Origin of the sequence: Mesorhizobium sp. M0048, from assembly GCF_040323405.1 — a bacterium.
GTDB lineage: Bacteria > Pseudomonadota > Alphaproteobacteria > Rhizobiales > Rhizobiaceae > Mesorhizobium.
Genome location: NZ_JAMYUV010000101.1, coordinates 1 through 5,245, shown reverse-complemented (window position 1 = coordinate 5,245; position 5,245 = coordinate 1). Strand labels below are relative to the sequence as shown.

The 5,245-nt window shown below is 61.4% G+C and carries 8 protein-coding genes and 2 pseudogenes; 5 read left to right on the top strand and 5 right to left on the bottom strand.

The genetic code is table 11. The features are described from left to right. Positions 1–13 precede the first annotated feature (13 nt). From NKJ84_RS32745 to NKJ84_RS32730, 4 genes are all read left to right on the top strand, one after another. Positions 14–385, top strand: coding sequence for a hypothetical protein (locus NKJ84_RS32745; RefSeq protein WP_352509960.1), 372 nt, complete (start codon positions 14–16; stop codon positions 383–385). 9 nt (positions 386–394) lie between these two features. Further along, positions 395–1,102, top strand: coding sequence for an SOS response-associated peptidase (locus tag NKJ84_RS32740; protein WP_352509959.1), 708 nt, complete (start codon positions 395–397; stop codon positions 1,100–1,102). Between the two features lie 206 nt (positions 1,103–1,308). Next, positions 1,309–1,638: a hypothetical protein gene (locus NKJ84_RS32735; protein ID WP_352509958.1), complete on the top strand. Its 330-nt coding sequence runs from the start codon at positions 1,309–1,311 to the stop codon at positions 1,636–1,638. Further along, the gene (locus NKJ84_RS32730) at positions 1,623–1,814 is read left to right on the top strand and encodes a hypothetical protein (protein ID WP_352509957.1); all 192 of its coding nucleotides are present in this window, start codon (positions 1,623–1,625) and stop codon (positions 1,812–1,814) included. The genes NKJ84_RS32735 and NKJ84_RS32730 overlap by 16 nt, the downstream gene beginning before the upstream one ends. On the opposite strand, the gene NKJ84_RS32725 is transcribed toward NKJ84_RS32730, so the two are convergent. The 5 genes and pseudogenes from NKJ84_RS32725 to NKJ84_RS32710 all read right to left on the bottom strand — a co-directional run. Further along, the gene (locus tag NKJ84_RS32725) at positions 1,811–2,110 is read right to left on the bottom strand and encodes a DUF1236 domain-containing protein (RefSeq protein WP_254816945.1); all 300 of its coding nucleotides are present in this window, start codon (positions 2,108–2,110) and stop codon (positions 1,811–1,813) included. The genes NKJ84_RS32730 and NKJ84_RS32725 overlap by 4 nt on opposite strands. Before the next feature lie 407 nt (positions 2,111–2,517). After that, positions 2,518–2,850 carry a hypothetical protein gene (locus tag NKJ84_RS32720; protein WP_352509956.1) on the bottom strand — a complete coding sequence of 111 codons (333 nt, stop codon included), beginning with the start codon at positions 2,848–2,850 and terminating at the stop codon, positions 2,518–2,520. A gap of 207 nt (positions 2,851–3,057) precedes the next feature. Continuing rightward, complete coding sequence (locus NKJ84_RS32715) at positions 3,058–3,759, bottom strand: hypothetical protein (RefSeq protein WP_352509954.1); 702 nt, start codon at positions 3,757–3,759, stop codon at positions 3,058–3,060. 202 nt (positions 3,760–3,961) lie between these two features. Beyond that, positions 3,962–4,186: a hypothetical protein gene (locus NKJ84_RS33355; RefSeq protein ID WP_352691978.1), complete on the bottom strand. Its 225-nt coding sequence runs from the start codon at positions 4,184–4,186 to the stop codon at positions 3,962–3,964. Further along, a pseudogene (locus NKJ84_RS32710) lies at positions 4,138–4,727 on the bottom strand (IS701 family transposase); the annotation flags it as partial. The gene NKJ84_RS33355 and the pseudogene NKJ84_RS32710, both read right to left, overlap by 49 nt. Here NKJ84_RS32710 and NKJ84_RS32705 point away from each other — a divergent pair. Next, positions 4,728–5,146 (top strand): annotated as a pseudogene (locus NKJ84_RS32705) (IS5 family transposase); the annotation flags it as partial. Positions 5,147–5,245 lie beyond the last annotated feature (99 nt).

Below are 5,245 nucleotides of genomic sequence, written 5' to 3'. Positions count from 1 at the left end.
TCACCACTGACCGATGCGCAGCCGTCGCCCCTCGCGGGCCAAGATTGACCGCGAGTGGCCTTACCAGGTTGCGCTGCCCGATGATCTATGCACGGGACACAGCTTCTCGCTGATCCGCGATTTCTGCGAAGAGCGAGGGCTGGTCCCAATAACAAGGCAGGTGCAGGCGATATGGCCGGATCAGACATATGAGAACTGGCGGCTGTACTGCTTCGCCGACCAGGCGTCTGCACAGGCGTTCCTTGACCACTTCGGAGGCATCATGTTCGATCCTAAGCGTGATCGGGAAAACGGCAAGGCACGCGGTGTCTGGCGCCGGACTGGCGAATACAAGAGAACTCTCGATCTCGCGCCGCTGAGCGTTCCCCAGGCCCTGCGTAACTGAGGCGACGACATGTGTAACCTCTACAACATCACCACCAGCCAAGAGGCGATCCGCCAATGGACCGGAGCCTTGCGCGATCTCCTGGGCAACCTTGAGCCGTCGATCGACATCTATCCCAACCAGTTCGGCCCGGTCGTCCGCAATGCTCAGGACGGGACGCGCGAGCTTGCCAAGCTGCGTTGGGGAATGCCGACGCCCTTGGAGCGCGTCAAAGGCAATGCCGATTCCGGCACGACCAATATCCGCAACCCTCAATACGGCCACTGGCAGCAGTATGTCGGTATCGAGCACCGCTGCGTGGTGCCGGTGACGAGCTTTGCCGAGCCCCGCCCTACCCCAGGCGATAAGGACCCGGAGACAGGCGGCATACAGCGGAACTTCTGGTTCGCCCTCAGCGAGGACCGGCCGCTGTTCTTCTTCGCGGGCCTGTGGACACGCTGGCAAGGGGTCCGCAAGGTCAAGGAAGGCCCCGGCGATCATGAGCTTTATGCCTTCATGACCACAAAGCCAAACGCGTTAATCGAGCCGATCCACGAGAAGGCGATGCCGGTGATCCTGACCACGCGAGAGGAAGCCGAGACCTGGCTGACCGCGCCATGGTCGGAAGCGAAATGGCTGCAGCGGTCGGCGCCTGACGACGCTCTCGTGATCGTGGAGAAGCCGGCCACACAGATCAAAGTTCCGCTGCCGGCACCTGCACAAGGGTCGCTGCTTTGAAAGCATCCCCATGAGCGACGAGCTGATCCGCCTTCCCGGTGCAATAGAGCCCGTCACACGTCTGGGCGTTCAGCATCATAGGTGCGAGCATCCCGATTGCGGCAAGGATGCCGGATGGGGATTCGCGAAGCCGAGGCAGCCATCGCATTGGTTCTGTTTTGAACACCGCGCCGACGGCGAAGCATATCTCTGAGGAGCAATTCGAAATGATCAGCCCGCCAAGACGAAATGGCGAGTATGCCGACCGCGAGATCGATTGCCAGGAGGCTATGGAGCCGGGCTTTCAGGCGATCGTCGATTGCATGCTAGAGGCCGGCTGGACGCGCGGGGAGATCATGCGGTCGCTTCGGTGGCTGATCGCGGCCGACAACATGACGCAGAAGGAAAACGCCAAAGTCGAGGCGCAGCTCGCCATCGCGCGCGCGATGATGCGCCTTGACGATCGCCACCGCAGCGCCAGTATCCTGACGATGGACGAGAATTATATCTACGGCGAAGAACCGGCCTGCAGCTCGTACGCATGGCTATCGAGATGACCTGCCCGGCTGGCGTGCTGCCGAGCGAGGAAGCCGTGAACTGCCTCTACGGCCCGTTGCCGGCGCACGAGGGCGAGGCGTTGGCAAAGGCGATTATCGAGACGGTCGAGCGACTGACCCGGTCTATTGACGCTTTGCCGTCGCCATCCGGGCCAGCGCTCCCAAGATCAGATTAGTCGTAGACTTTGACAATCTTGCGTGTGCCGGGATCGACAAGGACGGTTCTGCCGTCGACCACAACGTAACGGTATTTGACGTTCGGGACCTCGTGAAGCTCGACGGTGTCTGGGAGGGGCGAGCCGATATTAAGCTCCACTCCAGGGATTTTCACCGATGCGAGCGGCTGCTTCTTCACGTATTCCTTGATGACGGTTTCCTGCTGAGGTTCGATGATCACGTCCTGAGCAGCAGCGGCACCAATGCCGGCCAGCAGCAAAAATCCCGCGGCTGCGGTGGAAAGATGCATTCTCATAGCTGTCTCCTTGTTGGAATTTGCCGGGACGCAATCTTCATCGCGCCAAGCTCACACAACGTGAGCCAACCAACGAACGTTCCTCGGCCGGCCTTAGGTCCTTAGACCGCCGGACCTAAGTCTGAAGCTCTAGACGTAATGGTCTGAACAAGGTGTCGCGCGGAACCGCGACATTCCTTGTCCCGTTCTTGCGAACTCATGGAGGAGAAACGGCCCATGGAAGATAGTGTCCACCAAGCCCGCTGGTTGCTTGCACCGGTGTTCGCGGTCTCCATTACATTTTTGGTGATAGGAATGGTCGCCAGCTGAAAAACGACACTCCAGCCCAAAGTCAGTATCTGCGCATAAAAAGTCCCTTCATGCGCTGATAGGGTCCGCCGGCCTTGCTGGATTTGGCAGGCGGACCCTTAGTTCCCCGGATGCTTCGGATCGTCGCCAAAGCCCAGCAGCGAGGCATGGCGTATATATTTGTGCTCGCCACGAAGGTGCTTGATCCGCAGCTTCACGCTAGGCTCAACCCACTGCGTTGCCGGTCGCTTCTTGACACCCTCCGACGGCGCGCCGGCATGTTCCTGGACCCGTTTCCACAGCCGTTCCTTCCTGTCGCGCCCCAAGCTGATGAAGGCTGAACCGACATATTTTCCGGTACCGGGCTTCGCCAGCAAGGCGAATGCCGCCTTGCCCGGCTCGCGCTCGACGCCCATCATGCGCTCGATCGCTTGGTTGCGCTCCTTTGCCAAGCGATGCGCGGCCCGTAAACGCAAAAAAGCCCGCCGCACCTTTCGGCGCGGCGGGCGATGATTGCTGACCTCACAGATGATAGAGTGCAGCGACCTTGATGCAGAGAAGCCCGCCACCTTGCGAGTGACGGGCCCGGCCGCGAGGCCAGGAGAGTGCCTCAAAGCCTGCACGGCCGATTCGACGCTCCCGTTAACGCAGCACTCTCCTCAGCGGCGCGCGATCAGCAGGCAAAGCTGACGCAGATCGCTGTCATACGTCCCTTCGCTGCTGAGCACGTCGACACAGCGCTTTTTCATGCGCGTCAGTTGGCTGCTGGACATCTGGGCGACCACGGTCGGCAGGCCGGGAGTGCTGGGCGTCCCTGGTGTTCCAGGTGTCCCTGGCGTTCCGGGAGTGCCGGGAACGGTACCGCCACCAACGCCGACACCGGCGCCCACGCCGACACCACCCGTGCCCCCCACATTGACGCCTACGCCCGCTGTAGCGCCGCCCGCGCCACCGACATTCGCACCGGCGCCAGCAGCGACACCACTCGTGCCGCCTAGGTTAGCACCCGCGCCAGCAGTGACGCCGCTAGTGCCACCTATGTTTGCGCCAGCACCGGCGGTGACGCCACTCCTGCCGCCAATGTTCGCGCCGGCTCCGGCGATAATGCCCCGACTGCCGCCTATATTAGCGCCTACACCGGCATTGACTCCACTGCGACCACCAATCGAGGCGCCGGCCCCCGCGTTGATGCCGCCACTGCCGCCGATTGAAGCGCCGAGACCAGCCTTGATGCCGCCGGTCCCACCAATTGCTACGCCTGCACCGACGCCAACGCCGGCTGCGCTGGAGGGGAAAGATAAAGATAAAACCAGTGCACCACTGGCCAAAGCCGTGGCGAAACTCTTAAGGACATTTGCCATGACACTCTCCTTTATCTATTGCGTCTCACCAGCAGAAACGATGACTGCTACTGCACTGACAACGCACTCAGAGAGATTTTTGACTTACTTGATCCCAGGTATGTTGCGATCGTGGCTTACGAGGAGCAAATTATTCTGAATCAATTTGAAAAAATTGCGGTACACCCCGGTGGGTAGGTCCAGACGCATGGCCGATCTAGTACTACAGTTGCAGATGCCGATGCCGTTTGTAGTGACAGATGGTGGCCGCAGCCTGATGTCGTCGTCGCCATAACGACCAGGCGATGATGAAGGGCTTTTGTGTCGGTGGGAAGATGAGGATCCGGGCGAGGAGATAGCGGATCTCGGGGACGCTCGGGACGAGCGCAGCCATCCGGATCAGGCGGCGATTGGCTCCTTTGGACTCGTTTCGTTCGGTTTGCTCCATGCGCTGCGGCGAAGATCAGCCGATAGCTTCGAGAGGAATGCCAGGGCGGCCATGCACAGGCTCATATGGCGATGCCATCCGTGCCAGGACTGAGCCTCGCAATGATCAAGTCCGAGATCATCCTTGGCGCCCTCAAAACACTCCTCGATCGCCCAGCACAGGCCGGCCACTGCCGCCAATTCGGCCAAGGAGGAACCGGGCCGCGGGGCGAAGACCAGGTAGTAGGCTTTTTCTCCGGATGTCGATCGCTTGCGGCGGACGAGAAGCCAATGCTCGAAGCCGCCTTGACGTCCAAGGGCGGCGGATGCGTGCCCCGTCGTAGAGCCGAGGGCCTTTGGCGCCTTCACCTGCCGCATGACAGACCCAGTCGTCGGGCTCGAACTCGCCGGCCAGTTCCTCGGGCGAGGTTCCTCAAACAGACGATCCCCTCCACGGCGCATGAAGTGAGCGCCTCGAACCGCCAAGACATAGGGCTGCTCGCGAGCTTCCAGCATCCGCGAAGGCTGCTGTCCGCCCAGTAGACAGCGTCGCCCAGAACGTATCACGCGGCGGGCTCACGACCAAAATCCACGGTCGTCGTCGACGGCATGGCCTCCCGATCCGGGTCGGCCTGACGGCAGGCCAAGCGCATGACGGGCAGATCGCCGACACGCTCCTCTCCCATCTCGGCCCGCGCACCATTGTGCTGGCCGACAAGGCCTATGATGCAGACCGCATCCGCGAGCTGATCCAGGACCAGGGGGCCACGCCCAACATCCCGCCGAAGAGCAACCGACGTTGGAAGCCCTGCTTCAGCAAGCGCCTTTACCGAGAGCGCAACCTGATCGAACGCTTCTTCTCCAAGCTCAAGCCTTCCGCCGCATCGCAACCCGCTACGACAAGCTTGCCGCCAACTTCCTCGCCATGGTCCAGCTCGCCTCAATGCGGCTGTGGCTGCGCGCTAATGAGTCTACGGCCTAGCACTACTTTGGCAGATTTTTAGCGGAGAGGGTTCTGCGGCAGTGGGGACAACGGATTGGGGGCGGCTGCGCGAGCGCGGTGAGGATGGCTTGCCTGACG